The organism is uncultured Roseobacter sp. (genome assembly GCF_947492555.1).
GTDB lineage: Bacteria > Pseudomonadota > Alphaproteobacteria > Rhodobacterales > Rhodobacteraceae > Roseobacter.
On record NZ_CANLNE010000001.1, the window covers coordinates 1,374,795 to 1,397,866 of the forward strand.

Genomic DNA, 23,072 nt, shown 5'->3' on the forward strand with positions numbered 1-23,072 from the left:
GGAACGGATCAATGACCGCATATGCATTTGTCACGCTGGACGTGACAGACCCGGATAAACTTGCCGCCTATCGCGAGGTGGCAGGCGACGCGTTGGCCAAGCACGGGGGCAAAGTGCTGCAGGCCTCGGCATCGCCGTCTGTCCTGGAGGGCGACATCACCGCGCCTCAAATGGCAGTCGTGCTGGAGTTCGACACGCGCGAAGGGGCTGAAAACTGGCGGGCTGATCCGGACCTGGCCGAGACACATGCCTTGCGCACCGGATCCGGCAGAACGTCGATCACGTTGCTGTAGTGCTAAGAGAAAAACCCGCGCTGTTGAAGCGCGGGTTCTAAGGTCTGTTTATGTCCGGGTTCAGAACCCGATGAACACATCGGCCAGCGCCATGAAGAGCGGGATGCTGAGGATGGCCACCGGCGTGCCCAGCCCGGTGGACGCCCCAACATAGGCCGAGGGGTTCGCCTCTGGCAGCGCGCCCCGCATGGTCGGCGGGCCCGAGATGTCAGAGCTCGATGCCGCCATGATCGACAGCAACACAACACCGCCTGCAGAGAACCCGGTCAGGTGATGTGCAAGCAACCCCAGCCCAAAACCCATCAGACCGTGAATGATCGGGGCGGTCAGACCATAGAGCACATAGGCATGGGCCACCTTGCGCAGCTCCGACAGGCGCGACCATGCCTCCATGCCCATCACCAGCATCAGGATTGACAGCAGCCCCCGGAAGAGCGGTTCGTAGAAGCTCTGGTAAACCGCCTCGGGCCGCGCAAAGAGGCCGATTGCGATACCGAGCAGCAGGGCTGAAATCGCCGGGCTGCGGAAGGTATCGACCAGAATGCCCCGCACGATGTCACCATCGAAATCGCCGCCGGAGCTCTGGCCACCGCCGACGGTGACCGTGCCACCGGATTGCACGGTCGAAGCTGCCCGCCGCTCTGCGCTCATGCGGGCCAGAACGATGGCCGTGACAAGGGCCGCAATGTCCATGAAGGGATAAAGTGCGCCAATGAACCCTTCATAGAAAATCCCCTCGGCATCCAGCATCGCCATGCCCGCCGCGAGTGTCGAGGCGGAAACCGCGCCAAAGAGACCTGCGGTCGCCATGCCGTCCATCTTCGATACACCGCGCCAGCGGGCCAGCGTTCCGCTGCCCAGCAGGACAATCCCGATCCCGACAGCTGCCGCACAAAGAGCCGGCACAGCCAGTGCAATAAGGTCGGCCTCACGCACGGAAATGCCCGCGCCCAGCCCGACCTTCAGCAGGAGCAACATGACGATGAACTTGTAGACAGGGTCCGGCACCTCGAGCTTGCTGCCGAGGGCGGCCAGCATCATGCCCCCCAGCAGGAACGCCAATGTCGGTTTTTGCATCTGCGCCAGCATCGTGCTGGCAATGTCGATCACGATGTCCATCACCGTCTCCTTGCTTGTGTTCACCGTGATATGGCGCAGGCGCAAGACAAAATAAAATATATCTTTATTGACGAATTGTTCTATTATTTAGAACTATGGATACGCTGAACTATCATCACTTGCGGTATTTCCGGGAAGTGGCAAACGACGGGAACCTGACGCGCACGGCAGCACGGGTGAACCTGTCGCAATCTGCGCTCTCGACGCAAATCCGGACGTTGGAAGACCGGTTGGGGCACGCCCTGTTTGATCGGGTCGGACGTCAACTGGTACTGACCGAAGTGGGCCGGATCGCGCTGGATCACGCCGACCGCATTTTTGGTACTGGCGAAGAGTTAATGGCGGTCTTGCAAGGTGCCGGGGCCACGTCGCAACCCTTGCGGGTTGGTGCCCTCTCCACGCTATCGCGCAATTTCCAGATGCGGTTTCTCAAGCCTGTGCTTGGCATCTCCCAGACGCAGGTGATCCTCAAATCAGGCAGTGACACCATCTTGTTTGACGCGCTCACCTCTCTGGCGCTGGACGTTGTTCTGACAACCGAAGCGCCCTCCCGCCCGGAGATGACCGCTCACCGGATTGCAGAGCAGACGGTCGGCGTGCACGGCGACCCGTCCCGCATGGGGTACGGCAGTCTCAGGGATATGCTTGCGCAAGAACCGTTGATCGTACCGACCGACAACTCCATCCGCACCGGGTTCGACAGCCTGATTGCCAGACTGGATGTGTCGCCCCGGATTGTCGCGGATGTGGACGACATGGCGATGGTGCGTCTTCTGGCGCGCGAAAACGTCGGGCTGGCCATCGCGCCGTCGGTGGTGCTGGCGGATGAAATCGCATCAGGCCGTCTGAAAACGGCGCCCTTCGATCTCAACATCGTGGAGAGTTTTTTCGCCGTCACCGTGCAGCGCAGCTTTCCCCACCCTGTGCTGGATACGCTGTTACACGAACCGCTCCAGACATAGAAAAACCCGCGTCTTTTCAAACGCGGGCTTCGGGGCTCCCGCCATACAGTGCAGGCTTACTTTTTCAGCGCGTCACGGATTTCCAAAAGCACATCCAGTTCGGACGGTCCTTTTGGCTCTTCGGGGGCTGCCTCTTCTTCCTCTTCGGCTGCGTCTTTGATCCGGTTGACCATTTTCACCAGCAGGAAAACGACGAAAGCCACAATCAGGAAATTGATGATCGCCATGACAAATTTACCGACAGCAAAAACCGGGACACCCGCTTCAGCCGCCGCTTCGATGGAGGCGAAAGTCTCTTCACCCATCACATAGAACCAGCCGGAAAAATCGATGCCCCCGGTGAACAATGCGATAATCGGGTTGATCAGGTCGCCCACCAGCGATGTGACAATCGCGGTGAATGCCGCCCCGATGATGATACCCACGGCCATGTCCATGACATTGCCCTTGGCGATAAAATCCTTGAATTCGTTGATCATTAGTGTCCCTCACTGTTTTTTACAGGCCTGCTTTTCGCATTGTGCCTCTGTGCGTCTGTTAACACATCGCTGCGCGCTGGCGAGACTGTTTTTAGGGGGAATTCCGCCTATCTGTTACCCGGATTATCAAACAGGAGATGCCTAATGGCCGATTTTTCCAGCTTCAAGATCACCGATAGATGGCCGGCAAAGGACCCCAGCGTCCTGCAGCTCTATTCCTTTCCGACCCCAAACGGGGTGAAGGTGTCCATCGCGCTGGAGGAAATGGGCATCCCTTATGAGGCGCATACCGTGACGCTGTCGGATGCGGATGTGAAAAGCCCTGAGTTCCTGTCGCTGAACCCGAACAACAAGATTCCGGCGATTGTCGACCCCAATGGTCCGGGGCGCGCACCGCTGGCGCTTTTTGAAAGCGGTGCGATTCTGGTCTATCTGGCGGAAAAATCGGGAAAACTCATCGGCGCGGATGCCGCAGAGAAGGCTCGGATCCTGCAATGGGTGATGTTCCAGATGGGCGGCCTGGGTCCGATGTTCGGACAGCTGGGATTCTTCTACAAGTTCGCGGGATCGCAATGGGAGGACAAGCGGCCGCAGCAACGCTACATCGATGAGGCCAAGCGGCTTTTGAGTGTGCTGGAAGGCGTGCTGGATGGGAACACCTGGATTGCCGGGGAGTATTCGATTGCCGACATCGCCATTGCGCCCTGGTTGCGTGCATTGGATTTCTACGGTGCGAAGGAGGCGGTCGATTTCGCCGGTCACAGGAATACGGCGGCCTATCTGGAGCGTTTCCTGGACCGCCCGGCGGTCGAGAAAGGGTTGCAAATTCCGCCGCGCGAGCCTGCATAAGGCAAAAAGAATGGCGGCCTGAAGCCCACCCTACCTGCTGCAGGTTGTGTGGGTGTCAGGCCGCCTTTGGGTCCGGGGGCGGAGCGCTCCCGGCTTTACTTCGGCAAGCTGCCGGTGAGCACATAGCGCAGGATCTCAACAACCTGTGCAGGCTCCTGCGCCACGGCCAAAGCTGCCGCATCCACTTCCTTCAAGGCATGGGCATGATCAGGGCCGTGCAGGATGATCAGCGATTTGCCCAAGGCCGCAGCATAGCCTGCATCGAATGCCGCATTCCACTGTTTGTACTGATCGCCAAAGCGCACAACCACCACATCCGCCTCCGCAAGGCCCTTGCGTGTACGGATTGCGTTGACCATCGCGCCTTTGTGGTCGTGCCAGTATTTCTTGTCCTCGGCGCCGAGGATCGCCACACCGCAGTCATCGCTGGCGGCGTGATCGGTCACGGGGCTGTCAAAGCTCACATCCAACGAAGCGGCGCCCGTCATGATCTGCTCCCGCCAGTCCGTGTGAATTTCACCGGACAGATACACTTTTAATGTCATCGTAGTCTCCCTGCTGCAGATCGTGATTTTGTTAAGTAGGACAGCTTGCCCTGATGTCCCGTGTTATCCGCGCAGCACACCGCCTGTGGCCTTGGTCACCTTGTCGACAACCTTGGCGCTGACGGCTTCGATGTCAGCATCCTTCAATGTCTGGGAGACAGGCTGCAACCGCACGGTCAGCGCCAGGGACTTCTTGCCCTCGCCCAGGCTGCCACCGATGAATTCATCAAAGATGCGCACGTCTTCGATCAACGCCTTGTCTGCCCCCATCGCAGCATTCACCAGCGTCAGGGCCTCGACCTTTGCGTCCACGACAAAGGCAAAGTCACGCTCGACCGCCTGCAGATCGCTGATGTCCAACGCGGGTCGGGTGGCACCCGCCTTGCGCGGCATCGGAATCTCTTCTGGCCAGAGGGTGAAGGCCATTGCCGGCCCCTTCACATCCATCGCGTCAAGCACGCGGGGGTGCACTTCGCCAAAAACGCCCAGCACCTTCTTGGGCCCCAGACAGATCATGCCATGGCGACCGGGGTGCCACCATTCCCGCGCACCGCGCAGGATCTGAACACGGGCCGGGGCGCCCATGGCCGCCAACACCACCTCGGCGTCCGCTTTGACGTCGAAGACATCGACGGCACGCGTGGCACCATGCACATCCTTGGGACCCGTACGCCCCACCAGCAGGCCGGTGATCAGCATATGCTGTTCTCCCGGCTCACCGCCATGGAACGCCGGACCCACTTCGAAAAGGGCAAGGTCTGCAAACCCGCGCGCCTGATTGCGCGACGCGGCCTGCAACAGGCCGGGCAGCAACGCTGGCCGCATGTGGCTCATGTCACTGCTGATCGGGTTTTCCAGCAGGGTCGTGTCTTCGCCGCCACCGAAAAGCGCCGCAGACGCCTGATCGATAAAGGTATAGCTGACGCATTCGTTGTAGCCGAGCGCAGCGCAGGTGCGCCGCCCGATGGCCTCACGGCGCTGCGCAGGAGACAGGACCGGTTTCGGCACGCCGTCGACCAGCCGTGGCAGGGGCGTGCCTTGCAGCTTGGTCAGCGAGGCAATGCGCGCCACCTCTTCGACCAGATCAGCTTCGCCCTGCACATCCGGGCGCCAGCTGGGCACGTGGGCCATGTTGCCTTCGAGGATGAAGCCCAGAGAGGTGAGGGTCTGGCGCTGTTCGCTTTCCGGGATATCCATGCCGACAAGCGACCGCACCCGCGCCGCATCCAGCTTATAGGCACGATCGGTGTTGGGAATTTTGCCCGCAACGATCACCTCGGAGGCCTCACCACCCGCGTGATCGAGGATCATCCGCGTTGCGTGCTCGATGCCGTAGGGGGTCCAGGCCGGATCAATGCCACGTTCAAAGCGGTAGCGCGCATCCGAATTGATCTTGAGCGCGCGTCCGGTGTAGGCGGTGCGGACCGGATCGAAATAGGCCGCCTCAAGGAAGACATTCGTTGTCTCTTCGGTGCAGCCGGAGGCCATGCCCCCCATGACGCCACCAATGCTTTCAACACCGTCAGCGTCGGAAATCAGCGTCATCCCCTCCTCGAAGGTGTATTCCTTCTCGTCGAGGCCAACCAGAGTTTCGCCGCCCTTTGCGCGGTGCACGCGCAGGGCGTTGCCCGCGATCTTATCCGCGTCAAAGACGTGCAGCGGGCGGTTGCGGTCGTAGGTGAAGAAATTCGTCACATCCACGAGGAAGGAGATCGGCCGCAACCCGATCGCGCGCAGATGATCCTGCAGCCACTTGGGCGACGGGCCGTTCTTCACCCCCCGGATCACACGTCCGTAGAAAACCGGGCATTGTTCCAGCGTGTCGCCATCAATCGTGACAGACACAGGGCAGTCGAAGGTGCCCTCTACCGCATCGACATCGCGTTTCTTGAGCTTGCCAAGGCCTCGGGCGGCCAGATCACGGGCAATGCCCCGCACGCCCAGCGCATCAGGCCGGTTTGGCGTGATTGCGATTTCGATCACCGGATCGACTTTCGCGGGGTCATGCTCCGCCAGCCAATCCACAAAGGACTGCCCGACCTCGCCCGTATCCAATTCGATGATGCCATCGTGTTCATCGCTGAGTTCCATCTCGCGCTCTGACGCCATCATGCCAAAGCTTTCGATCCCGCGGATTTTGCCGACGCCAATGGTGGTGTCGATCCCCGGCACATAGACGCCCGGTTTGGCAACAACAACGGTGATGCCCTCGCGCGCATTGGGCGCGCCGCAGATGATCTGTTTGACGCCTTCGTCCGTCTCCACCTGGCAGACGCGCAGCCGGTCGGCATCGGGATGTTTTTCGGCAGATTTCACATAACCGATGGTAAAATCACGCAGCCGCGCACCCCGATCCTCGACGCCTTCAACCTCCAGCCCGAGGTCGGTCAGCGCATAGAGGATCTCATCCAGCGTTGCGGTCGTGTCCAAATGGTCTTTCAACCAGGAGAGCGTGAATTTCATGAGGGATCACCGGCATCAAATCGTTTCCGCGCCCTGATAGCCGAAAGCGATCAGGGGGGAAAGCCATTGCTGGGCCCTGCCCGCATCAAGGATAGGAGTGCGGCAGGTCCAGCAATTCGTCGAGCTGACGCGCGATCCAGCCATGCGGGATGAAATGACCGCCGGGATGCACATCGAGGCTGACGCGCCCGGTCTCGCAACTGGTCCAGACGGTGCGCTCAAGCGTAAGGAAAGGCACCTGCTGCCACGGGCCTGTTGCTGTCCCCGCGCCGCAGCCAAATTTTTCACGCCAGAGAGCGACCGCATAGTCCTGCTCCCCCCGCGGTCCGTAGGGGTATTCCAGCACCGGATCATTGAGCCCATAGACCTGACGCACCTCGCGCGGTGCGGTGTCACAGACCTCATCCTGGTCCAGCGTCCCGGAAATCGCCAAGAGCGCTGCGACATCCGCACCGTCCTCACAGACAAATCGCCAGGCCATGTTGCTGCCCCAAGAATAGCCCGAGACATAGACCTGATCGTCACTCACCGGAAAGCGCGATTTCACATCCTCAAGCACGGCCCGGGCAAAATCGACATCCGCCGAACCCGCGCCCCAGAAGTCCCATGTCTTGCGCAGCCCGGTGGGGGCAACAAGCAAAACACCCCGCCTCCGCGTCGCGCCCGAAATCCGCTGATGCCTGACCGGCAAGGCACCGGTGCGTTGCCATCCATGAAAATGCATCACCACGGGCAAAGCCGAGGTGCCATCCCAGTCATCCGGCAGTTTGATGTGATAGGAGCGATCCCCGAGTTGGCAGGGCACTTCCTCGTGGCACTCTCCTTTCCACGGGCCCATCGCGGCGGCGGAATGAGAAAATAAAGCGAGCAGGAACAGCGGAATAAGACGATACATCATATCCGCACTCTACGCACCGCTTGCGCGGTGTCACATCACTTCCGCGTAAGCGCCCGTCACAGGGAGTTGGGCACCTGCTCGTCGTCCTCGACATCGTGCCGGGATGTCGCAAGCCACCGGTCCACAAGCAGGATCGGCGCCAGGACAACCGTCCATCCGGCAACATTCAAAACCGTAAAGACGATCTTGAGATCGCGAGGCATATCAGACAGCCACATAAACACATGTGCCAGGATGATCAGGCACAGCATAACTGTCACAAGCAAGACGCGAAAACCCCGGTCGGGCGTGTGTTCTTCCTCTACCATAGCGGGAATATAGCACGGTAAAACCGAGACGTCGACGCTTACCTGCTCAACCCGCCATGAAGGTTGGGTTGATCGAGGCTGGCAAACCCATAATGGCGCAACCAGCGCAGGTCGCTGTCGAAAAAGGCCCGCAGGTCCGGAACGCCGTATTTCAGCATGGCAATGCGGTCGATGCCCATGCCAAAGGCAAAGCCCTGCCAGGCATCGGGGTCAATGCCCCCCGCAGCGAGCACCTTGGGATGCACCATGCCGGAGCCGAGAATTTCCAGCCAGTCATCACCTTCGCCGATTTTCAGGGTGCCGCCTTCCCAGGAGCAGCGGATGTCAACCTCGGCGGAAGGTTCGGTGAAGGGGAAATGCGAGGCGCGGAACCGCAGATCGACGCCGTCCACCTCGAAATAGGCCTTCACGAATTCCTCCAGCACCCATTTCAGGTGGGCCATGGAGATGTCCTTGTCGATGGCCAGCCCCTCCACCTGATGGAACATCGGCGTGTGCGTCTGGTCGTAGTCTGCCCGGTACACACCTCCAGGGCAGATGATGCGCAGGGGGGCGCCCATCTTCTCCATCGACCGGATCTGGACCGGAGAAGTGTGGGTCCGCAGCACATGCGGCGGGCGATTGTCGCCTTCGGCACGGTGCATGTAGAAGGTGTCCATCTCTGCGCGGGCAGGGTGATGTCCGGGGATGTTCAGCGCGTCGAAATTATACCAGTCGGTGTCGATGCGCGGGCCTTCGGCGACCGAAAAGCCCATTTCGGCGAAGATCGCTGTGACTTCCTCGCTGACCTGGCTGATCGGGTGGATGGTGCCCTGACGCGTGCTGCGCGCAGGCAAGGTCACGTCCAGCCACTCCTCGCGCAGCCGCGCATCGAGCGCGGCGTCCGCGAGGGCCGCCTTCTTGGCGGCCAGCGCCGAGTTGATCTCATCCTTCAAGGCATTAAGCGCTGGACCAGCCGTTTGCCGTTCCTCAGGGGTCATCTTGCCAAGCTCGCGCATCTTCAGCGCGACCTCACCCTTTTTCCCCACGGCGGCGAGCCGGATGCTCTCCAGCGCGGATTCGTCGTCGGCTTCCGCAATCTGGCCCAGATATTTTTGCTTGAGATCGTCCATCTCTGCCTCGCTATTCACAGGTGCGCCGGTGCTAGCAGAATGATCACCGATTGCAAGACAAGCGAAAGGTGCAATGTCACCGGGCCGCCTGCTGAACCCTGAAATTTACCGCAAGACCGAGCGCAGGAAAGCCTGTGTTCGTGCAACCTCGGGGGCGGTGAACATCTGCTCTGGCGGGCCTTCCTCCACGATCACACCGCCATCCATGAAACACACCCTGTCCGCCAGTTCGCGGGCAAAACCCATCTCGTGGGTTGCCAGGATCATCGTCATGCCTTCGCTGCGCAGCTGGCGCAGGACGTTCAGCACCTCGCCCACCAGTTCCGGATCGAGCGCCGCGGTGATCTCGTCAAAAAGCATGATTTCGGGTTGCATCGCCAGGGCGCGGATCACGGCTACGCGTTGCTGCTGACCGCCAGACAGTTGATCAGGATATTTGCGCATGTGCTGCGCCAGTCCGAACCGCTCAAACAGCGCCTCGGCGCGCGCCTTATTGTCCTCCCCCAGCACGCGGCGCGGGGCGAGCAGCACGTTGTCTAGCGCCGACATATGCGGAAACAAATTGTAGGATTGAAAAACGATGCCGATGCGCCGCCGCACCGGTCCCAGATCAAGGCCGGGCTCCGAGATATCCAGCCCGTCTAGCCAGACAGTGCCATCATCAATCGGCTCAAGCTGATTGATGCAGCGTAAAAGCGTGGATTTGCCCGAACCCGACGCACCGATGAGACAGATCATTTCGCCCGCCGCCACGTCCAGATCGATGCCGCGCAGCACCTGATTGTCACCAAAGGACTTTTGCACGCCGCGCAGGGACAGCTTAGCTTCGGGCATCGCGGTCCCTGTTCAGCAGATGGTCAGCGTAGCGCGTGGCCGGAACGGTCACGGCGAGGAAAATGACGGCGGCGACCACATAGGGCGTGAAATTGGCCAGCAGGCTTTTATAAATACCCGCCTGCCGCAGAATTTCGACCGGCCCGATAAAAGACAGCAGGGCGACATCCTTTTGCAGCGCCACCAGCATGTTCATGTTTGCCGGCACCACGCGGCGAATGGCCTGCGGCAGGATCACATAGCGCATTGTGTCGCGTTCGCCGAGACCGAGGCAGATTGCGGCATTGCGCTGGCTGGCGTGGATGCTCTCGATGCCCGACCTCAGCACTTCGGCGATATAGGCGGAATAGGTCAGCACCAACGCCACGGTCCCCCAGATGTAGGGTGAATTCCATGGGCGCGGCAGGCCAAGGCCCGGCACGCCGAAACCGATGAGGTAGATGGTCAGCACCACCGGCACGCCGCGAAAGATGTCGACGTAGACTGCCCCGAAAATGCGCAGGGGGAAAAGCGCCGGGGCCCGCGCGCCGCGCGCCAGCGCAATCGCCAGACCCAATCCGAGAATGAGCGGCACCGACCAGGCAAAGATCATCACGTCGATCAGGAAGGCCCGCAGCAGCGTCGGAAAGGTCTGTACAAAGACGCCGCCGTCGAAAAAGCTGGCCTTGACCGCAGGCCAGCCGGGCGCAAGCGGCACCAGCAAGATGATCGCGGCCAGCACGGCAAACGTACTGACGCCCGCCACGGCCAGCGACCGCCGCCGCTGCGCCGCCTCATATGTTTGCCTACGGTTCACTGACGGGGCCTTACTGGATCAGGGGCACGCCCGTCGCCTGCAGCAACCATTCCGCCTCGATGGCGGCCAGCGATCCGTCCGCCTTCATCGCCGAGAGGGCGGCATCCACACATTCCTTGAGGGGATTGCCTTCGGTCATCAGAATGCCGAAGTGATCGGGATTGGCGCTTTCATCCGGGGCGAACTGGCCCAGCACCTTGCCGCCCTCCAGAACGACCGCCGAGAGATAAAGCGCGGTTGGCAGATCAAAGAGGGCGGCATCCACCTGCCCCGCCTTCATGGCTTCGACCACATTTGCGTTGTCATCATAAACCAGGGGACTTGCAGAGGGGGAGATCTCCTCCATCACCACGGGCAACGCCGTGGTCGAGGCGACAACACCCCATTTGAGCGCTTTCATCGCCTCCATGCTGACGCCGATCCCGTCGCCACCACGCACAAGAACGGCCATGGGCGCCGTGTAGTAGGGCTCTGAGAAATCAACGACCTTGTCACGTTCCGCCGTGATCGAGAACTGTTGCATGTTCAGATCGAAATCCTTGGCACCGGGCTGGATCGCCTGATCAAAGGAGGTGCGGGTCCAGACCACATCGGCGGCGTCGAACCCCATTTCGGTTGCCAGCGCGTAGGCCACGGCGGCTTCAAACCCCTCTCCGCTCTCAGGCGCATCATCGATGACCCAAGGGTAATACGCCGGGTTGCCGGTGGCGATTGTCAGTTTGCCCTCGGCCAGCGTTTTGCCGTCTGCGCAGCTTTGCGCCACGGCGGTCCCGGCCAGCAGAAGGGTCCCTAAGGCGGCAGATGTCATAAGTCTCAGCATGGATCGGTTCTCCCCGTTTTTTGATTGCGCACTTTTCAAAGGTTATCCCCTCGCGCGTGCCGCTGCGCAAGCCTGTTGGGTGTAGGGGCACACATCGGCGGGACCCCTGCCCGAATTTGTCGCTACTGTGCCTTCCAGCGCCGGTGCACCCAAAGCCACTGTGCCATGTTGGCGCGCACCTGCGCTTCGAGACTGTCATTCAATGCCTGTGTCATCTCCTCAGGCGTTGTGTGCGGGATCGGCGTTTCCAAAACCACCTTGAAGCTCAAGCCATCGGGTTGCCGGATGCCGTAGCAGGGCACCAGCAGGGCGTCGTAGCGCAGCGCCAGTTCCGCCGCCGACAACGCCGTGTAGGCCGTCTTCCCAAAAAACTTCAGAGGCGCACCTGCCGTCATATGCTGATCGATCAGCAGCGCAATCGCATTGCCAGCCTTGAGGAATTTGACCATCTCCCCCATGCCGCGGCGTCCGCGCAAAAACAGCGGTGTGCCCACCTGGCTGATGCGCGAGACGTAGAAATCATTGAAACCCTTGTAGTTCATGCTGCGATACAGCCCGCCAACCTGGTGACCGCGCTGGATCAGCTTGGACCGCACGATGTCGTAATTGCCGATATGACCCGACACCAGAATGATCGGACGCCCCGTGTCGCGGGCCTCATCCACCGCCGCGATACCCTCTCCGGTGATCGGTGTGTTTCGGGCAGTCTCGACCAGTTTTCTGGGCGAAAACAATTCACACAGGGTGCGCCCGATCTGGTCGGGCACGTCACGGGTCATTTGCTCGACGTCGTCTTCCGGCATGTCCGGAAAGATGAAGTGCATGTTGTCGCGTATCCGCCCACGGTACCCGATGAGCGGGGCGACCAAGCGCGAGATCACCCACCCGCCCACCGGAATGCGGGTTTGATACGGCAACAGGGTGAGCGACCGGATGACACCGATGATCAATGCGCTGACGATCCGATCTTTCAGACCGACATCCTCGTCATTTTTGGAAAGGGGTTTACCTGTTGCCGCCATTGCGCTTTCGCGATTGTTCAGATGTCGAGCTTGTACCATTTAATGGCGTCGGCTCAAGAGCCGTTGGCACCGCGGGCCCTGGAAAGCCGCAGCCACACACCGATCCCAGACAAAAAAAGCCGCCCCAGCGCGGAGCGGCTTTTTGGAAATTCAGTATTGTGCGGCTCAGGCGGCGAGAGCGTCCTGCGCCTGTTTCACGATCGCACCGAACGCGTCGGGCTCGTGCACAGCGAGATCGGCCAGAACCTTGCGGTCCACCTCGATACCGGCCAGCGAAAGGCCGTTGATGAAGCGGCTGTACGTCAGCGCCTCGTCGTGGCTGCGCACCGCCGCATTGATCCGCTGGATCCACAGTGCGCGGAAATTGCGCTTGCGGTTCTTGCGGTCACGCGTAGCGTATTGGTTGGCCTTGTCGACGGCCTGGCGCGCGACCTTGAAGGTGCTCTTGCGGCGACCGTAATAACCTTTGGCGGCCTTGATGACCTTCTTGTGACGGGCGTGGGTGACTGTACCACCTTTAACTCGGGACATATCGGCTCTCCTTAACGGTCGTAGGGCATAAAGCCCTTGATGATCTTGGCATCGGGTGCGGACAACTCAGTTGTGCCCCGCGCGTTCCGGATAAATTTGCGGGATCGCTTGATCATGTTATGCTGTTTGCCAGCCTGACCGCCGATGACCTTGCCAGTGGCCGTCACCTTGAAGCGCTTCTTGGCGCTCGATTTCGTCTTCATCTTGGGCATTTCCGTCTCCTGATCTTTGGGTCGGTTTCCGCACGACTCGGCATGCCACTTGAGCCGGACGTGCGATAAGAAGCTGCGCTATAGGAGGTTGCGCCCGTGTTGGCAAGAGAAGATGCGCCTCTGCCCCGCCTTACGGCAGGTATTTAACAAAGACATTCACGAAGGTCTTGGGCAACGACGCTGCCGTGTACCCTACTTCGGACGTTGTTGCCGCATAGACGATCAGCCCGGTCGCCAGCAAAACTGTCAGCGCCGACGCGCGTGGCGGACGCCGATCAACCAGAGCCGAATAGATCGAAATAATCGAAAACACCCCAATGATGATGCCCAGCACCATCGCTGTGTCGGCATCCATAGCCCCACCTTCCCGTTTTTTCCCCGGGAAAAGGTTACTCTGGATCGGTGTTGAAAATCAAACGTTCGTCACAGGGCGCAACCCTGAGAATATTGGTGCTCCCGGGGACGTTGAAGGGCACACCCGCCGTCACCACAATCTGATCTTCCGGGCCCGCATAGCCTTGGGCGCGTGCGGCTTTGGCAGAGGCCACCACCGCCATCTTGAACCGCTCCAGAACGTCGGTGATCACACAATTCGTGCCCCAGGTCAGTGTCAGGCGGCGTGCCGTGGATTTCAGCGGCGTCATGGTCAGGATCGGCACCATAGGCCGCTCCCGCGCCACCAGCGCCGCCGTGGTTCCGCTTTGCGAAAAGCAACAGATCGCCTTGATATCAGTCTTCTCGGCGATTTCGCGCGCCGCAGAAACGATGGCATCCGCAATCGTTGTGCCGGGCGCATCCCGCGAGGCAACCATGATCTGCGCATAGGTCGGGTCCTGCTCGACTTCGGTGGCAACGTTGTTCATGGTTGTCACCGCCTCCATCGGATAATCACCTGCCGCCGACTCCGCGCTCAGCATGACGGCATCCGCCCCCTCATAGATGGCCGTCGCCACGTCCGAGACTTCGGCGCGCGTCGGCATCGGGCTTTCGATCATGCTTTCCAACATCTGCGTCGCGACGATCACCGGTTTGGCGGCAGAGCGGCACTTGCGCACCAGACGCTTCTGGATTGGTGGTACGTTCTGAACCGGCAGCTCCACCCCCAGATCGCCACGCGCGACCATGATCCCATCGCTGACCTTCAGAATATCGTCAAAATTCGACACAGCCGCCGGTTTCTCGATCTTGCTGAGGATCGCGGCACGACCATTCGCAAGATCAGAGGCTTCCAGAACATCTTCGGGCCGCTGCACAAAGCTCAACGCGAGCCAGTCGACCCCCAGATCGCAGACGAACTCCAGATCCTTGCGGTCCTTTTCTGAGAGCGCGGCCAGCGGCAGCACCACATCCGGCACGTTCACGCCCTTGCGGTTGGAAATCACACCGCCCGCGATCACCGTGCAGTCGGCAAAATCCGCACCGCAGGCATCTACTTTCAGGCGGATCTTACCATCATTCACCAGCAGGCTTGCGCCCGGTTCCAGCGCGGCAAAAATCTCCGGATGGGGCAGGTTCACACGGGTCGCATCGCCTTCTGCCTTATCAAGGTCCAGACGGAACTTCGCCCCCTCTTCCAGCATCTCGCCCTCTTCATTGGCAAAAACGCCAACGCGCAGCTTTGGCCCCTGAAGGTCTGCCAGAATGCAGATGCTGCCGCCCGTGTCCTCTTCGATCTGGCGGATGATCTTGTGCTTTTCACGGATCTCTTCGTGGCTGCCGTGGCTCATGTTCAGACGAAACACATCCGCGCCGGCGAGGTGCAGCGCATGGATCGTCTCATAGTCTTCGGAGGCCGGCCCCAGTGTAGCCACGATCTTTACATTGCGCGAGCGTCTCATTTTCCTGTCGTTCCTTCGTCCTGTAACTGCCAGCGATCTGTTACCGCTAACGGGATTGCGCACCTTATGTCGCATGATGCGCCACGGGGCAACTGTGCTGATCCTGAACCGTCTGAATAAAACCTTGATGACATGCAAGATGCACAAGCTGCAAGCGCTCGCATACGGTTGACAGTGGGCTGCGCCACCCCAATCTAGAGGATAGCTACAAAGGAGCCTACCCCCGTGCCCAGCCAGACCGAGATCGAACTTCAGGCCGCCGCCTTTCGCCGCCTGCAGAAGCATTTGATGGAAGACCGAACCGATGTGCAGAACATCGACATGATGAACCTGGCCGGTTTCTGCCGCAACTGTCTCAGCCGCTGGTATCAGGAAGCCGCCGCCGAGAAGGGCATCGAGATGGGCAAGGACGAGTCGCGCGAGCTGTTCTACGGCATGACCATGGCGGAATGGAAAGCCAACTACCAGACCGACGCGACCGGCACCCAGCAGGAAGCGTTCAAGAAGGCCTTTGCGGAAAACGTGGGAAAGGAATAGGAGCCGGACTCCCTATTCTCAGACCGCCGCTTTCAGGCTCTCTTCCAGATAAATCTCGCGCAGACGAGGCGCTACACGCCCCGGCACGCCATCGCCCAAAGCGATGCCATCAATTTCCACCACTGGCATGACAAATGTGCTGGCAGAGGTGATGAAGGCTTCATCCGCCTCTTTTGCCTCGTCGATGGTAAAGTTGCGCTCTTCCACCTCCATCTGCGCTTCCTGCGCAAACCGCAACACCGCGGCCCGGGTGATCCCGTGCAGGATGTCGTTCGACAGGGCCCGCGTGATGATCTTGTTGCCCTTTACGATATAGGCGTTGTTGCTGGTGCCTTCGGTGACATAGCCATCCTCGATCATCCAGGCGTCATCAGCGCCGGCCTTCTTGGCCATCATCTTGCCCATCGACGGGTAGAGCAACTGCACCGTCTTGATGTCACGCCGCCCCCAGCGGATATCCTCAATGCTGATGACCTTCATCCCTTTCTTGGCCGCGGGGCTATCCGCCAGACCGGGCTTGTTCTGCGTGAACAGCACAATGGTGGGCGCCGTCGTTTCCGGGTCCGGGAAGACAAAATCCCGATCTCCCGGCGCGCCACGCGTGATCTGCAAATAGATCATGCCCTCGTCGATCTCGTTGACCCGCACAAGCTCGCGGTGCACCTCCAGCAAGTCCTCCTTGCTGATCGGGCTGCGCATCTCCAGTTCATCGAGCGACCGCTGCAGACGCACCGCGTGGCCATCAAAGTCGATCAGCTTGCCGCCAAGCACCGACGTCACCTCATACACGCCATCCGCCATCAGGAACCCGCGATCAAAGATTGAAACGGTCGCTTCGGTCTCGGGCAGGTAGTCGCCATTCACATAAACGGTGCGGGTCATAAAGGGGCCTCCGGCATCAGGTGCAGCGCTGCATGTTGCAGCAGAATTACGGTTTTGGCATCGCGGATGCGCCCATCGCGTGCCATCGTCAAGGCCTCATCCAGAGGCACATCCAGAATTTCGATTTCTTCGGCCTCGGAGCGCAGACCGCCAAACTGGGCTTGCGCATCTGCAGCACTATATCGCGCGGCGAAAAAATGCAGTTTCTCGGTGACCGACCCAGGCGACATATAGAGATCGAAGAGGAACGTTGGATCGCTCAGTACCAGCCCCAATTCCTCCTGCGCCTCCTTGCGAATGCAATCCGTCGCATCATCCGCATCCAGCAACCCGGCGGCTGCTTCGATCAGAAAGGGGTGTGGGTCGTCGCGATAGGCGGCAGGCCAGCGAAACTGGCGCCCCAGAAGCACATGCCGCCGCGCCGGGTCATAGGGCAGGATCACCGCATCATCCCCACGATCATAGGTCTCGCGCCATTGCTCGCTGATTGTTCCATCGGACAGGGTCAGCCGCAGCTTGGTTTTCTTGAGGGTTGCCCAGCTGTCAGAAAGAAGCGTCGTCTCCAACACCTCCCACCCCATGTTCAGCCCCATAGTTCGCGCCCCGACGGGTGTACGCCTGCTTCATCGAAAAGCAGCGGTTGCGGTCGGTCTTCGGCCAACAACAACGGGCCATCCAGATCGGTCACCATTGCCCCCTGCGCCAGCAGAACCGCCGGCGCCATGGCAAGGCTGGACCCGACCATGCAGCCGATCATGATGTCATAGCCCTGCGCCAGACCCGCGCTGCGCAGCGCAAGCGCTTCCGTCAGACCACCCGCCTTGTCGAGCTTGATGTTGATCACATCGTATTTGCCCTTGAGCTTGGGCAGACTGGCCCGGTCATGGCAACTCTCATCCGCACAAACGGGCACGGGCCGGTCCAGCCCGATCAAGGCATCGTCTTCCCCAGCAGGCAGCGGCTGTTCAACCAGCGCCACGCCCAAACGCACCAGATGCGGTGCCAGATCGGCGTAAACCTCCGCGCTCCAGCCTTCGTTGGCATCCACGATGATCTTTGCATTCGGGGCACCGGCGCGCACCGCTTCGAGCCGTGGCATGTCGTCCGGGGTGCCGAGTTTGATCTTCAGGAGCGGCCTGTATGCATTCTCAGCCGCCTGCGCCTGCATCTTCTCAGGGCTATCCAGCGAAAGGGTATAGGCGGTGATCTCAGGCCCCGGTGCGGGCAGCCCCGCCAGTTCCCAAGCCCGCTTGCCCGCGCGTTTCGCCTCGAGATCCCACAGCGCGCAATCCACCGCGTTGCGCGCAGCGCCTGCTGGCAGAAGGTCCTGCAAGGCGGCACGTGTCAGATCATCCGGCAGCCCTTCGATTTCTGCGGTCACACTCTCCAGCGTCTCATCGTAGCGGGCGTAGGGCACACATTCCCCCCAGCCTTCGTGCTGCCCGTCAGTGATCCGCACGGTCAGCACATTGGCCTCTGTCCGCGACCCGCGACTGATCGTGAAAACCTGAGCGAGACGAAACACATCCCGGCTGACTTCGATATGCATGTCCGCGCCTTCTTCTCTCTTCAAATACCCAAGACCACGATACAGGCCGCTATCAGATCGTCAGCAGCGAATCCACCAGCTTGCCCGCCCCAAAGCGGAACGGATCGGTTGCGGGCAGGTTCATGCGATCTTCGATCTCCTGCAAGCACGCCCTTGCTGCGGCCTCATCCAGGGCCTTGGTGTTCACCGAGACACCTGCGATCTGACAGTTGGCATTGGCAACACGCGCAATCGGCAGCGCCGTATCCCGCAGCGTCTCCAGAGACGGCAGCGTGTAGTGCGGCAGGCCCCGCATATGCGTCCGGGTGGGTTCATGACAGAGGATCAGCGCGTCAGGCTGGCCACCATGGATCAACGCCATGGTCACACCCGAATAAGAGACATGAAAGAGACTGCCCTGCCCTTCGATGTGATCCCAGTGATCTTCATCGTTGTCGGGCGTCAAATATTCAACCGCACCGGCCATGAAATCGGCAATCACCGCATCCAGCGGCACGCCCTTGCCGGTGATCAGGATGCCGGTCTGCCCGGTTGCCCGGAAATCGGACTTCATCCCGCGTTTGATCATTTCGGCGTCCATCGACATCGCCGTATACATCTTGCCACAGGAACAATCGGTACCAATCGCCAGCGCGCGCTTGCCGGTCCGTTTCTGACCATTTGCAATCGGATAGGCCACACTGGGCACCCGCACGTCGTGCAGCGTCCCGCCGTTGACCTTGGCCGCTGCCTGCAACGCGTCCTCGTTGCGCAGCAGGTTGTGCAGCCCTGCCGCGATGTCATAACCCATCTGCAGCGCCTTGACCAAAACCACCTGCCATTCGTCCGAGATCACGCCGCCCCGGTTGGCCACGCCAATCACCAGCGTCTTGGCGCCCGCGTTCAGCCCGTCTTCCAGCGTCATATCCGTGAGGCCCATATCCGCACCGCAGCCCGGCAGACGGAACTGGCCCACTGCATTTTCCGGGCGCCAGTCCTTGATGCCCTGCGCCACCTTGGCGGCAAGCTGGTCCGGTGCGTCACCGAGGAACAAAAGGTAAGGTGTCTGGATCATGGGTAAGCCTCCGTCAGATTTGCTGCAATTTCTCCTCTTTGCCCCGCAAAGGCATCTCGAAAACCGCCAAATCTATAGCTTTTGCGCAATTTTCTTCGACTCCTTCCAGAAAATGGCGAAGAATTAAGCGTAGATGCTGAGGTATGCCGCCCGAATCTCATGCTGCACCTGCAAAATGCGCTTGCAGCATAACGCGCAATTTAATACCAACCACGGCAACACAATCGCAATTTTATTTCCCTGAGGTCTGTATGAGCTTTCGTATCCAACCCAGCCCGCCTGCCCGACCCAACCGCTGCCAGCTCTTTGGCCCGGGCTCACGTCCTGCCATCTTCGAAAAGATGGCCGCATCGGCGGCAGATGTCATCAACCTCGACCTTGAAGACAGCGTCGCGCCCAGCGACAAGGACAGCGCCCGCGCCAATATCATCGCCTCAATTTCCGATATCGACTGGGGCAACAAGACGCTGTCCGTGCGCATCAACGGGCTCGACACGCCCTTCTGGTACCGTGATGTGGTCGACCTGATGGAGCAGGCGGGCGACCGCCTCGACCAGATCATGATTCCCAAGGTCGGCTGCGCGGCAGATATATATGCCGTCGACGCACTGGTCAGCGCCATCGAAGCCGCCAAGGGGCGGACAAAGAAAATCACCTTCGAGGTCATCATCGAATCCGCTGCCGGCATCGCCCATGTGGAGGAAATCGCCGCCAGCTCTCCGCGCCTCGCCGCAATGAGCCTCGGCGCCGCGGATTTCGCCGCCTCCATGGGCATGGCCACTACGGGGATCGGCGGCACGCAGGAAAACTACTACATGATCCGCGAGGGCCAGAAACACTGGTCCGACCCCTGGCACTGGGCACAAGCCGCCATCGTCGCCGCCTGCCGCACCCACGGCGTGCTGCCGGTAGACGGCCCCTTCGGCGATTTCTCCGATGACGACGGCTTTCGCGCACAGGCCCGTCGCTCCGCCACCCTCGGCATGGTCGGCAAATGGGCGATCCACCCCAAACAGGTGGCAATCGCCAACGAAGTCTTCACCCCCTCGGACGAAGCCGTCACTGAGGCCCGCGAAATCCTCGCCGCCATGGAAGAGGCCAAATCCAAGGGCGAAGGCGCCACGGTTTACAAGGGCCGCCTCGTGGACATCGCGTCGATCAAACAAGCAGAAGTGATCGTGCGCCAGTCGGAAATGATCGCGGGCTGACGCGCTCGTGACTTGGCAAATCCGGTTTGGCCTGCCCCTATGGGGAGGACCATCCGGGAGCCTGCCATGAAACCGATCCTCACCGCCTGCCTCACCCTGCTCTGCGCCACCGCGCTCCATGCCCAATCCATTGCTCCGCGCGACGGCTGGGTGGTGATCACGACCGAGAAGACACACGTCGACCTGTTGGCCGACCTGAAAACAGCCGTCAAGACAAACAAGATGGGCATCGTCACCCAGGCCGGTCCCACCGGGGCGGCCAAGGCGCGCGGCATCACCATCCCGCAAAACCGGGTCGTCGGCGTCTTCAACAACGACTTCGCGGTGAAAATCCTCGCGCTCTCCCCTGCCGCGATGATCGAAGCCCCTATCCGCTTCTACGTCACCGAAGAACCCGACGGCACGGCCACGCTCTCCTACAAAACTCCAAGTTTCGTCTTTGATCCCTACATGAAAGAATCTGGCCCAAACCTCCAAACCCTTGCGCAAGAACTCGACACCCGCTTCGCAACCATTGCCGAGGCCGCGCGCGACTAGCCCGCAGGGCACAGGGGCCGCATCCTCCAGCGCTTCATTGTTCCAAAAATATGCAAACCCGGACCATCGGCCGCCCTCACGCCCGCTCGTCCTTGGGCGAGCCCATCACCACGTAGGAAGTGATCGCGTTCACCTGTGGCAGGGCGCCGAGCTTATCTGTGTGAAACCTCTTGTAGCTTGGCAAATCCGCGCATTCCACACGCAAAAGGTATTCCGTTGACCCCGTTGTGTTATGGCATTCCACCACTTCAGAGGACCGGGAAATCGCCCGCTCGAATGCCTCCTGCGAAGCCTTTGAGTGATCGCTGAGCCCGACCGTTATGTAAGCCGTGAACCCGATGCCAAGCTGCGCCGTGTCCAACACCACGCGATACCCTCGAATGACACCAGACCGCTCCAACTCCTGCACCCGGCGCAAGCACGCAGAGGCCGACAGGCCAACACGTTCAGCCAATTCCAGGTTACTGATCCGGCCATCGCGCCTCAACTCACGCAATATGTGCTCTGCTTTCTCGTCAATTTTGCTCATATGTTGCAAGAATATACGTAAAAGAGGGCAAAATGCAATTTCAATTGCCCAATTATTCACAATAATTGCAACATGCACTACGAATTGCTCTCCGCCCTTGTCCTGTTTGCCTTCGCCAGCTCGGCAACGCCCGGACCAAATAATCTGATGCTTATGGCATCAGGGGCCAACTATGGTTTCGCCCGGTCCATTCCGCATATGCTAGGTATCTCCATCGGATTTGCGTTGATGATCATTCTCGTCGGGGCCGGGTTGGCGCAGATATTTGAAGCATATCCGATTAGCCACACGGTGTTGAAAACCGTCTCGGTCATCTATCTCTCCTATCTCGCATGGAAAATCGCCACAGCGGCACCAATCAAGAAGTCAGCAGGGGAAGGGCGTCCCATGACTTTCCTGCAGGCCGCTGCCTTTCAGTGGGTCAACCCAAAGACCTGGGCGATGGCGCTGACCGCCCTGTCCGTCTACGCACCGAGCCAAACGCTCGCGGCATTTGCTCTCGTGGCGGTGATCTTTGGGACGGTGAACCTGCCCGCCATCACGTTCTGGACCATTCTCGGCCAGCAGATGGCGCGCATTCTGACGAACCCACGGCGGCTAACGATCTTCAACTGGACAATGGCCGGATTGCTCATCGCGTCGCTCTATCCCGTGCTGTGGCCGGGCTGACTGGCGTTGCAATGCCCTGAAATGCCAGCCATATAACGAAGGAGAACAACAATAAGGTCTCCCATGACCCAGTATATGGATTTCGAAAAGCCGCTGGCCGAGATTGAAGGCAAGGCGGAAGAATTGCGCGCGTTGGCCCGGTCCAACGAGGAAATGGATGTGACGGAGGAGGCCGCAGCCCTCGACGTCAAGGCCCGTGCGATGCTGGAAGACCTCTACAGGTCGCTGACGCCATGGCGAAAATGCCAGGTGGCGCGGCACGCGGAACGCCCGCATTGTCAGGACTATGTTGATGCACTCTTTACGGACTACACACCGCTTGCCGGTGACCGGAACTTTGCCGATGACCACGCCGTCATGGGCGGCTTGGCCCGGCTGAATGACCGCCCGGTCATGGTAATCGGTCATGAAAAGGGCAATGACACGAAATCCCGGATAGAGCGCAACTTTGGCATGGCGCGGCCCGAAGGCTACCGCAAGGCCATTCGTCTGATGGACATCGCTCATCGTTTTGGCCTGCCGGTAATCACGCTGGTAGACACGCCCGGCGCCTATCCCGGCAAGGGTGCGGAAGAGCGTGGACAGTCCGAAGCCATTGCGCGCGCCACGGAGAAGTGTCTGCAGATCGGCGTGCCGCTGATCTCCGTCATCATCGGCGAAGGCGGGTCCGGCGGGGCGGTCGCTTTTGCCACTGCCAACCGCGTGGCGATGCTGGAGCACTCGGTCTATTCGGTTATCAGCCCCGAAGGTTGTGCCTCGATCTTGTGGAAAGACGCGGAAAAGATGCGCGAAGCCGCCGAGGCCCTGCGCCTGACTGCCGACGACCTCAAGCAGCTTGGCGTGATTGACCGGATCATCCCCGAACCCATGGGTGGCGCGCACAGAGATGCCAGTGCCGCCATCGCGGCCGTGGGACGCGCGCTTGAGGCAATGCTGACGGATCTGGATGGCAAGGCGCCCGAGGCGCTGATCAAGGACCGCCGCGCTAAATTCATAGATATCGGAGGCAAGGGCCTCGCGGCCTGA

Annotated in this window: 28 protein-coding genes; 8 read left to right on the plus strand and 20 right to left on the minus strand. The window is 60.3% G+C overall.

Translation table 11 applies throughout. From position 1 onward, the window contains the following. The first annotated feature begins 11 nt into the window (after nucleotides 1-11). Complete coding sequence (locus tag Q1A07_RS06785) at nucleotides 12-293, plus strand: DUF1330 domain-containing protein (protein WP_299778969.1); 282 nt, start codon at nucleotides 12-14, stop codon at nucleotides 291-293. Nucleotides 294-353: 60 nt separating this feature from the next. Here Q1A07_RS06785 and Q1A07_RS06790 read toward each other — a convergent pair whose 3' ends face one another. Further along, nucleotides 354-1,436, minus strand: a complete 1,083-nt coding sequence (locus Q1A07_RS06790; RefSeq protein ID WP_299778971.1) for a sodium-dependent bicarbonate transport family permease — start codon at nucleotides 1,434-1,436, stop codon at nucleotides 354-356. A 71-nt stretch (nucleotides 1,437-1,507) separates the two neighbouring features. On the opposite strand from Q1A07_RS06790, the gene Q1A07_RS06795 reads away from it, so the two are divergent. Next, nucleotides 1,508-2,374 carry a LysR family transcriptional regulator gene (locus Q1A07_RS06795; RefSeq protein ID WP_299778973.1) on the plus strand — a complete coding sequence of 289 codons (867 nt, stop codon included), beginning with the start codon at nucleotides 1,508-1,510 and terminating at the stop codon, nucleotides 2,372-2,374. A gap of 56 nt (nucleotides 2,375-2,430) precedes the next feature. Here Q1A07_RS06795 and mscL read toward each other — a convergent pair whose 3' ends face one another. Next, the gene (gene mscL / locus Q1A07_RS06800) at nucleotides 2,431-2,853 is read right to left on the minus strand and encodes a large conductance mechanosensitive channel protein MscL (RefSeq protein ID WP_299778975.1); all 423 of its coding nucleotides are present in this window, start codon (nucleotides 2,851-2,853) and stop codon (nucleotides 2,431-2,433) included. A 144-nt stretch (nucleotides 2,854-2,997) separates the two neighbouring features. Here mscL and Q1A07_RS06805 point away from each other — a divergent pair, with 144 nt between their 5' ends. Further along, complete coding sequence (locus Q1A07_RS06805; protein ID WP_299778977.1) at nucleotides 2,998-3,702, plus strand: glutathione S-transferase N-terminal domain-containing protein; 705 nt, start codon at nucleotides 2,998-3,000, stop codon at nucleotides 3,700-3,702. 95 nt (nucleotides 3,703-3,797) lie between these two features. Here the strand turns inward: Q1A07_RS06805 and Q1A07_RS06810 are convergent, their stop codons facing one another. The 13 genes from Q1A07_RS06810 to pyk all read right to left on the minus strand — a co-directional run bounded on the left by Q1A07_RS06810 (nucleotide 3,798) and on the right by pyk (nucleotide 15,081). Then, nucleotides 3,798-4,247: a YtoQ family protein gene (locus tag Q1A07_RS06810; protein WP_299778979.1), complete on the minus strand. Its 450-nt coding sequence runs from the start codon at nucleotides 4,245-4,247 to the stop codon at nucleotides 3,798-3,800. A gap of 63 nt (nucleotides 4,248-4,310) precedes the next feature. Beyond that, nucleotides 4,311-6,710 (minus strand): phenylalanine--tRNA ligase subunit beta, encoded by a 2,400-nt coding sequence (gene pheT, locus Q1A07_RS06815; RefSeq protein WP_299778981.1) that lies wholly within the window; start codon nucleotides 6,708-6,710, stop codon nucleotides 4,311-4,313. 85 nt (nucleotides 6,711-6,795) lie between these two features. Then, nucleotides 6,796-7,608 carry a polyhydroxybutyrate depolymerase gene (locus Q1A07_RS06820; RefSeq protein ID WP_299778983.1) on the minus strand — a complete coding sequence of 271 codons (813 nt, stop codon included), beginning with the start codon at nucleotides 7,606-7,608 and terminating at the stop codon, nucleotides 6,796-6,798. Between the two features lie 56 nt (nucleotides 7,609-7,664). Further along, nucleotides 7,665-7,916 carry a hypothetical protein gene (locus Q1A07_RS06825; RefSeq protein ID WP_299779009.1) on the minus strand — a complete coding sequence of 84 codons (252 nt, stop codon included), beginning with the start codon at nucleotides 7,914-7,916 and terminating at the stop codon, nucleotides 7,665-7,667. A 38-nt stretch (nucleotides 7,917-7,954) separates the two neighbouring features. After that, nucleotides 7,955-9,028, minus strand: coding sequence for a phenylalanine--tRNA ligase subunit alpha (pheS, locus tag Q1A07_RS06830; protein ID WP_299779208.1), 1,074 nt, complete (start codon nucleotides 9,026-9,028; stop codon nucleotides 7,955-7,957). Nucleotides 9,029-9,133: 105 nt separating this feature from the next. Then, on the minus strand, nucleotides 9,134-9,862 hold the full coding sequence (locus tag Q1A07_RS06835; protein ID WP_299779011.1) for an amino acid ABC transporter ATP-binding protein: 729 nt from the start codon (nucleotides 9,860-9,862) through the stop codon (nucleotides 9,134-9,136). Then, on the minus strand, nucleotides 9,849-10,658 hold the full coding sequence (locus Q1A07_RS06840; RefSeq protein ID WP_299779013.1) for an amino acid ABC transporter permease: 810 nt from the start codon (nucleotides 10,656-10,658) through the stop codon (nucleotides 9,849-9,851). The genes Q1A07_RS06835 and Q1A07_RS06840 overlap by 14 nt, the downstream gene beginning before the upstream one ends. 10 nt (nucleotides 10,659-10,668) lie before the next feature. Beyond that, the gene (locus tag Q1A07_RS06845; protein ID WP_299779015.1) at nucleotides 10,669-11,478 is read right to left on the minus strand and encodes an ABC transporter substrate-binding protein; all 810 of its coding nucleotides are present in this window, start codon (nucleotides 11,476-11,478) and stop codon (nucleotides 10,669-10,671) included. A 122-nt stretch (nucleotides 11,479-11,600) separates the two neighbouring features. After that, on the minus strand, nucleotides 11,601-12,539 hold the full coding sequence (locus Q1A07_RS06850) for a lysophospholipid acyltransferase family protein (protein ID WP_299779017.1): 939 nt from the start codon (nucleotides 12,537-12,539) through the stop codon (nucleotides 11,601-11,603). Nucleotides 12,540-12,665: 126 nt separating this feature from the next. Continuing rightward, nucleotides 12,666-13,031: a 50S ribosomal protein L20 gene (gene rplT / locus Q1A07_RS06855; protein WP_138662406.1), complete on the minus strand. Its 366-nt coding sequence runs from the start codon at nucleotides 13,029-13,031 to the stop codon at nucleotides 12,666-12,668. Between the two features lie 11 nt (nucleotides 13,032-13,042). Continuing rightward, nucleotides 13,043-13,243, minus strand: a complete 201-nt coding sequence (gene rpmI / locus Q1A07_RS06860) for a 50S ribosomal protein L35 (protein WP_299779019.1) — start codon at nucleotides 13,241-13,243, stop codon at nucleotides 13,043-13,045. 130 nt (nucleotides 13,244-13,373) lie between these two features. After that, entirely contained in the window at nucleotides 13,374-13,598 is a 225-nt protein-coding gene (locus tag Q1A07_RS06865; RefSeq protein WP_299779021.1) for a hypothetical protein, read from the minus strand. Nucleotides 13,599-13,632: 34 nt separating this feature from the next. Continuing rightward, nucleotides 13,633-15,081, minus strand: coding sequence for a pyruvate kinase (pyk, locus tag Q1A07_RS06870; RefSeq protein ID WP_299779023.1), 1,449 nt, complete (start codon nucleotides 15,079-15,081; stop codon nucleotides 13,633-13,635). 225 nt (nucleotides 15,082-15,306) lie between these two features. Between pyk and Q1A07_RS06875 the strand changes: the two genes are divergently transcribed. Continuing rightward, on the plus strand, nucleotides 15,307-15,618 hold the full coding sequence (locus tag Q1A07_RS06875; RefSeq protein ID WP_299779025.1) for a DUF1244 domain-containing protein: 312 nt from the start codon (nucleotides 15,307-15,309) through the stop codon (nucleotides 15,616-15,618). Nucleotides 15,619-15,636: 18 nt separating this feature from the next. Here Q1A07_RS06875 and Q1A07_RS06880 read toward each other — a convergent pair whose 3' ends face one another. The 4 genes from Q1A07_RS06880 to dgcN are packed head-to-tail and all read right to left on the minus strand — an operon-like array spanning nucleotide 15,637 to nucleotide 19,103. Next, on the minus strand, nucleotides 15,637-16,500 hold the full coding sequence (locus tag Q1A07_RS06880; RefSeq protein ID WP_299779027.1) for a D-amino-acid transaminase: 864 nt from the start codon (nucleotides 16,498-16,500) through the stop codon (nucleotides 15,637-15,639). Next, complete coding sequence (locus Q1A07_RS06885) at nucleotides 16,497-17,093, minus strand: NUDIX domain-containing protein (protein ID WP_299779029.1); 597 nt, start codon at nucleotides 17,091-17,093, stop codon at nucleotides 16,497-16,499. The genes Q1A07_RS06880 and Q1A07_RS06885 overlap by 4 nt, the downstream gene beginning before the upstream one ends. Continuing rightward, a complete protein-coding gene (dgcA, locus tag Q1A07_RS06890; RefSeq protein WP_299779031.1) occupies nucleotides 17,084-18,049 on the minus strand; it encodes an N-acetyl-D-Glu racemase DgcA in 966 nt (321 codons plus the stop codon). The genes Q1A07_RS06885 and dgcA overlap by 10 nt, the downstream gene beginning before the upstream one ends. A 52-nt stretch (nucleotides 18,050-18,101) precedes the next feature. Next, the gene (gene dgcN / locus Q1A07_RS06895; RefSeq protein WP_299779033.1) at nucleotides 18,102-19,103 is read right to left on the minus strand and encodes an N-acetyltransferase DgcN; all 1,002 of its coding nucleotides are present in this window, start codon (nucleotides 19,101-19,103) and stop codon (nucleotides 18,102-18,104) included. Nucleotides 19,104-19,354: 251 nt separating this feature from the next. Here dgcN and Q1A07_RS06900 point away from each other — a divergent pair, with 251 nt between their 5' ends. Both Q1A07_RS06900 and Q1A07_RS06905 read left to right on the plus strand, forming a co-directional pair. Then, a complete protein-coding gene (locus tag Q1A07_RS06900; protein ID WP_299779034.1) occupies nucleotides 19,355-20,311 on the plus strand; it encodes an L-malyl-CoA/beta-methylmalyl-CoA lyase in 957 nt (318 codons plus the stop codon). A gap of 66 nt (nucleotides 20,312-20,377) precedes the next feature. Next, nucleotides 20,378-20,848 (plus strand): DUF302 domain-containing protein, encoded by a 471-nt coding sequence (locus tag Q1A07_RS06905; RefSeq protein WP_299779036.1) that lies wholly within the window; start codon nucleotides 20,378-20,380, stop codon nucleotides 20,846-20,848. A gap of 76 nt (nucleotides 20,849-20,924) precedes the next feature. Here the strand turns inward: Q1A07_RS06905 and Q1A07_RS06910 are convergent, their stop codons facing one another. Then, entirely contained in the window at nucleotides 20,925-21,377 is a 453-nt protein-coding gene (locus Q1A07_RS06910) for an Lrp/AsnC family transcriptional regulator (protein WP_299779038.1), read from the minus strand. 72 nt (nucleotides 21,378-21,449) lie between these two features. Here Q1A07_RS06910 and Q1A07_RS06915 point away from each other — a divergent pair, with 72 nt between their 5' ends. Next, nucleotides 21,450-22,046, plus strand: a complete 597-nt coding sequence (locus Q1A07_RS06915) for a LysE family translocator (protein WP_299779040.1) — start codon at nucleotides 21,450-21,452, stop codon at nucleotides 22,044-22,046. 63 nt (nucleotides 22,047-22,109) lie between these two features. Further along, nucleotides 22,110-23,072 (plus strand): acetyl-CoA carboxylase carboxyltransferase subunit alpha, encoded by a 963-nt coding sequence (locus Q1A07_RS06920; protein ID WP_299779042.1) that lies wholly within the window; start codon nucleotides 22,110-22,112, stop codon nucleotides 23,070-23,072.

Excerpts from the sequence above, each read along its gene's own strand:
- Q1A07_RS06785 (WP_299778969.1), top strand. The coding sequence starts at position 12 with ATGACCGCATATGCATTTGTCACGCTGGACGTGACAGACCCGGATAAA.
- Q1A07_RS06795 (WP_299778973.1), top strand. The coding sequence starts at position 1,508 with ATGGATACGCTGAACTATCATCACTTGCGGTATTTCCGGGAAGTGGCA.
- mscL (WP_299778975.1), bottom strand. The coding sequence starts at position 2,853 with ATGATCAACGAATTCAAGGATTTTATCGCCAAGGGCAATGTCATGGAC.
- Q1A07_RS06805 (WP_299778977.1), top strand. The coding sequence starts at position 2,998 with ATGGCCGATTTTTCCAGCTTCAAGATCACCGATAGATGGCCGGCAAAG.
- Q1A07_RS06810 (WP_299778979.1), bottom strand. The coding sequence starts at position 4,247 with ATGACATTAAAAGTGTATCTGTCCGGTGAAATTCACACGGACTGGCGG.
- pheT (WP_299778981.1), bottom strand. The coding sequence starts at position 6,710 with ATGAAATTCACGCTCTCCTGGTTGAAAGACCATTTGGACACGACCGCA.
- Q1A07_RS06820 (WP_299778983.1), bottom strand. The coding sequence starts at position 7,608 with ATGATGTATCGTCTTATTCCGCTGTTCCTGCTCGCTTTATTTTCTCAT.
- Q1A07_RS06825 (WP_299779009.1), bottom strand. The coding sequence starts at position 7,916 with ATGGTAGAGGAAGAACACACGCCCGACCGGGGTTTTCGCGTCTTGCTT.
- pheS (WP_299779208.1), bottom strand. The coding sequence starts at position 9,028 with ATGGACGATCTCAAGCAAAAATATCTGGGCCAGATTGCGGAAGCCGAC.
- Q1A07_RS06835 (WP_299779011.1), bottom strand. The coding sequence starts at position 9,862 with ATGCCCGAAGCTAAGCTGTCCCTGCGCGGCGTGCAAAAGTCCTTTGGT.
- Q1A07_RS06845 (WP_299779015.1), bottom strand. The coding sequence starts at position 11,478 with ATGCTGAGACTTATGACATCTGCCGCCTTAGGGACCCTTCTGCTGGCC.
- Q1A07_RS06850 (WP_299779017.1), bottom strand. The coding sequence starts at position 12,539 with ATGGTACAAGCTCGACATCTGAACAATCGCGAAAGCGCAATGGCGGCA.
- rplT (WP_138662406.1), bottom strand. The coding sequence starts at position 13,031 with ATGTCCCGAGTTAAAGGTGGTACAGTCACCCACGCCCGTCACAAGAAG.
- rpmI (WP_299779019.1), bottom strand. The coding sequence starts at position 13,243 with ATGCCCAAGATGAAGACGAAATCGAGCGCCAAGAAGCGCTTCAAGGTG.
- Q1A07_RS06865 (WP_299779021.1), bottom strand. The coding sequence starts at position 13,598 with ATGGATGCCGACACAGCGATGGTGCTGGGCATCATCATTGGGGTGTTT.
- pyk (WP_299779023.1), bottom strand. The coding sequence starts at position 15,081 with ATGAGACGCTCGCGCAATGTAAAGATCGTGGCTACACTGGGGCCGGCC.
- Q1A07_RS06880 (WP_299779027.1), bottom strand. The coding sequence starts at position 16,500 with ATGACCCGCACCGTTTATGTGAATGGCGACTACCTGCCCGAGACCGAA.
- Q1A07_RS06885 (WP_299779029.1), bottom strand. The coding sequence starts at position 17,093 with ATGGGGCTGAACATGGGGTGGGAGGTGTTGGAGACGACGCTTCTTTCT.
- dgcA (WP_299779031.1), bottom strand. The coding sequence starts at position 18,049 with ATGCATATCGAAGTCAGCCGGGATGTGTTTCGTCTCGCTCAGGTTTTC.
- dgcN (WP_299779033.1), bottom strand. The coding sequence starts at position 19,103 with ATGATCCAGACACCTTACCTTTTGTTCCTCGGTGACGCACCGGACCAG.
- Q1A07_RS06900 (WP_299779034.1), top strand. The coding sequence starts at position 19,355 with ATGAGCTTTCGTATCCAACCCAGCCCGCCTGCCCGACCCAACCGCTGC.
- Q1A07_RS06905 (WP_299779036.1), top strand. The coding sequence starts at position 20,378 with ATGAAACCGATCCTCACCGCCTGCCTCACCCTGCTCTGCGCCACCGCG.
- Q1A07_RS06910 (WP_299779038.1), bottom strand. The coding sequence starts at position 21,377 with ATGAGCAAAATTGACGAGAAAGCAGAGCACATATTGCGTGAGTTGAGG.
- Q1A07_RS06915 (WP_299779040.1), top strand. The coding sequence starts at position 21,450 with ATGCACTACGAATTGCTCTCCGCCCTTGTCCTGTTTGCCTTCGCCAGC.
- Q1A07_RS06920 (WP_299779042.1), top strand. The coding sequence starts at position 22,110 with ATGACCCAGTATATGGATTTCGAAAAGCCGCTGGCCGAGATTGAAGGC.